This window comes from Planctobacterium sp. R6 (genome assembly GCF_055755215.1).
In genome coordinates this window covers 1-3,001 of sequence record NZ_JBVTQY010000086.1, presented here as the reverse complement: position 1 = coordinate 3,001, position 3,001 = coordinate 1, and the positions used below count along the sequence as shown (strand labels likewise).

Here is a 3,001-nt window from a genome sequence, read left to right as displayed (position 1 = left end):
GTCTGCGCTTCGCAATCCGTGAAGGTGGTCGTACAGTAGGTGCTGGTGTTGTAGCTAAAATCATCGACTAATATCGATGGTTAACACCACACGTTAAAGAAGGTCGCGCAAGCGGCCTTTTTTGTATCTGTAGGTCGAGATGTATCTCGACAACGATATGTAAATCAACACGTTATGCCCAATTGAACATATTTTGTCGGTGTGCCGACGGCACCTTAAGGGGGGCGGCTGCGCCCCCCTTAAGAATCCCCCGCAGCCCTTGGCCGCGCAACAGCATAAACTTCGCCATCAGAACAACGACGACCATCAATGACAGCACATCCCTGTGCTGGCATTGATTGAGGTATCTTCCCTGATACCCCTCATCGTTGTTTCTTCTGATGTCTTAGTTTATTGCGCGTCAAAGGGGAAAAATTTAGAGGTTTTAAATTTGATGTAGAGATTAAATCGCTCAATTTTGCTTTTTACTTTTAGGCTTACACTTTTTAGTTTTTAACCATTCTGGGTCAACATCAATTTTCGCTAAAGCAGTTTTAAAATCTAGGGCCCGTAAAGTCTTTAGCGAATTTTTTAGCGTTACTTTGGAAAAGAAAGGAAGTTCTGCAGGAAGAGATTTTTTCGTTGCAATAGCATATACAATCTTGTAGTTGCTGGGGGAAGGTCTTAAATGAGGTGCTTCCAATTGAATCGATGTGGGTAATTTAGGATTTAACTTTTCTCTATATTCCTGATCTTTTATAAAAGCTTCGGCGGCGACAAAACCTTGTGAAAATAGGTGACTTAGGGTGCTTGAACTCCGGTATAGTTTTACATGAATGAATTCTTTTCCATCTTTTATTAAATCACAATGTTCTAACTTGTCGTACACCCCCCCAATTTGAATGTTTTTTTTATCCATTAAACAAAACTCTTGATGACTAGATTTAACAAATTTATTGTAATCTGCCTCATCATCATGTGCATAGATTGGAAATTGGAACGGATGAATCTCAATATCACTTAAATAACTATCTACCGAGGATACAAAATCACTATTGACCTTGTACCATATTCCGTTTCTTAAAATGTAGGTATTATTGTCGTATTCGATCTCTGCATACAGGCAGCGGTAGACGGACCAAGATTTAATGGAACGATATTCACTGTCATTGATGTGAATAACGTTGTTTTTCATATTGAGTACACAAGGCAATTCATTCCCTAAGTAATCTATGTAATCCTCCAACGATAAGACGCTATACCTTGGTGTTCTGGCATACATATCGAAGGAATATCCAATCTGTCCCTCCCAATCTACTATTTCAGGTTCACCTAACCAAAACTTATCTAACTCATTTTTCGAGAAGTAATCATCAAGTTCAATGTCTAAAATTTCTATCTCATCAAGGTCTCTTACTCTGTTTATATTTTCGACCCATGAGAATTTATCAGGTAGGTTTGTACGATATCTAGAAAGAGACTCGGATAGTATTTTGGGAATATTTTTTAGGTCTGTTTCCACCGCTATAGTTAGAGAATCCCTGCCTGTTACATGACTTCCAAATTCCTTCACCAGTGAAGATCCTGTTACTGCATATAACATCTCTGTTTCTGAGTCGAGATGTAAATTAAAGATATCGACATCACGTGTGCTTTGTGTTCTTGAGTTGAGCGGGTTATGGTCATAACTTGCTTTGTCTAAACTTCTTAATTTGTCAGGGTCCACAGAGTTTAATGTTACTTTAAGTCCAAAGTCCCGTTCTATTGATTCAGGTTTAATCATATGAAATCCAGTACCAAAAGACAAAATGAATGTAGCTTCATTAAACTTTACTATCAAAACTGCACCAACACTTGAAGATATTCCAAACTCTGAACTTTTGACATGCTCTTCTGACGTGAATAGTTTCGTCCAAATTGGAGGTGATTGAGGAGGGGGAGTTTTTATGTATAGAGAAGAAGTTTCACAATCTGGTAAATTGATTTGAATTTCCGTTTTTGTATTCTCTAGTTTTATTATGTCTGCGTCTGGTTTACTGCTATCTCTTGCAAGGTAAATAGACAACTTCTCCTTTCTAGGCTTCTTATTGCTAGTCATATTTTAGGTTCTCTTCTAATTCTGTATGGGTACTAGAAAATCAAGAATTACAGAGCTCATAATTATTTAATATCTATATAACTTGTTCTTGATTGAAAGTTCATCGCACACACACGTATTTACCTCTTTTGCCCTCACCATCTTCAATCCCGCCCCTTCACAAGCCTTGTCCAAAAACAAATCTCGTTTGTGAGCTTTACCTCGTTTGTGGGTTTTATCGTCCAGTTCGATTGCACATTTCACTTCCAAGGATTCGGGATCGCAGAGGACAAAATCGAAGTGCTTCATGGCGATGCGGTTAAAAGCGATTTGCCAGTGAGAACGGTTAAGTCCTTTTTCTGGCCTTAGCACATCAGCGACTCTGACTTTGCCAAAGATGAGATATTCGTCACCTACACTGGCTTTCAGGTTTTTGTAAAACTCAACTTCTGCTGGGGTAAACAGGTGCTCAGTTTGACGGTAATTGAATTGAGGCTTCGCTTTACGGGATATAACTTTGAGCAGCCCCACCACCGCGAACAATACAAATAGACTTAAAAATAGTGGTGTTAATTGGTTTAGCGCTTCCATGGCGTGGGATCAAAAAATACACATTAAGTCTACCATGCCACACTTTTTCAAAAGTGAAAAGAAAAAAACATTTAGAGGTTAATTAGTGCCTATTGATGCTTTAGGGGGGTTAGGGTGTTGTCACACGGTGAGCTTTACATCCGATATCCCATCTCTAAATGACCACACTGTCTTTCATTGTCTCTTAGCCAGCAAATCCACAGTCGTTCTGCTTCGGAAGATAGCATCAAGCGGAAGCCATCGAAGGTGTTTTGATTGATATTCACGGTTTCGTAGGATTGAATCAATCCGGGTTTGTCGGAGGCTAATTATCTTGAGAGAATTAGCCAATGAACAAAAGAATAAGTTATTCCC

General features: G+C 39.1%; 3 protein-coding genes. 1 reads left to right on the top strand and 2 read right to left on the bottom strand.

Annotation, left to right across the window (positions count from 1 at the left end; translation table 11 throughout):
- Nucleotides 1-71 (top strand): EF-Tu C-terminal domain-related protein (locus tag AC0J20_RS23225; RefSeq protein ID WP_370241642.1); only part of this gene is annotated, 71 nt, incomplete at its 5' end.
- 380 nt (nucleotides 72-451) lie between these two features.
- Here AC0J20_RS23225 and AC0J20_RS23220 read toward each other — a convergent pair.
- Together AC0J20_RS23220 and AC0J20_RS23215 are read right to left on the bottom strand one after the other, a co-directional pair.
- The gene (locus tag AC0J20_RS23220; RefSeq protein ID WP_473023588.1) at nucleotides 452-2,077 is read right to left on the bottom strand and encodes a TIGR04141 family sporadically distributed protein; all 1,626 of its coding nucleotides are present in this window, start codon (nucleotides 2,075-2,077) and stop codon (nucleotides 452-454) included.
- A 66-nt stretch (nucleotides 2,078-2,143) separates the two neighbouring features.
- A complete protein-coding gene (locus tag AC0J20_RS23215) occupies nucleotides 2,144-2,647 on the bottom strand; it encodes a DUF2726 domain-containing protein (protein WP_473023587.1) in 504 nt (167 codons plus the stop codon).
- Nucleotides 2,648-3,001 lie beyond the last annotated feature (354 nt).

Coding starts and splice junctions, on each gene's coding strand:
- AC0J20_RS23220 (WP_473023588.1), bottom strand. CDS start 2,077: ATGACTAGCAATAAGAAGCCTAGAAAGGAGAAGTTGTCTATTTACCTT.
- AC0J20_RS23215 (WP_473023587.1), bottom strand. CDS start 2,647: ATGGAAGCGCTAAACCAATTAACACCACTATTTTTAAGTCTATTTGTA.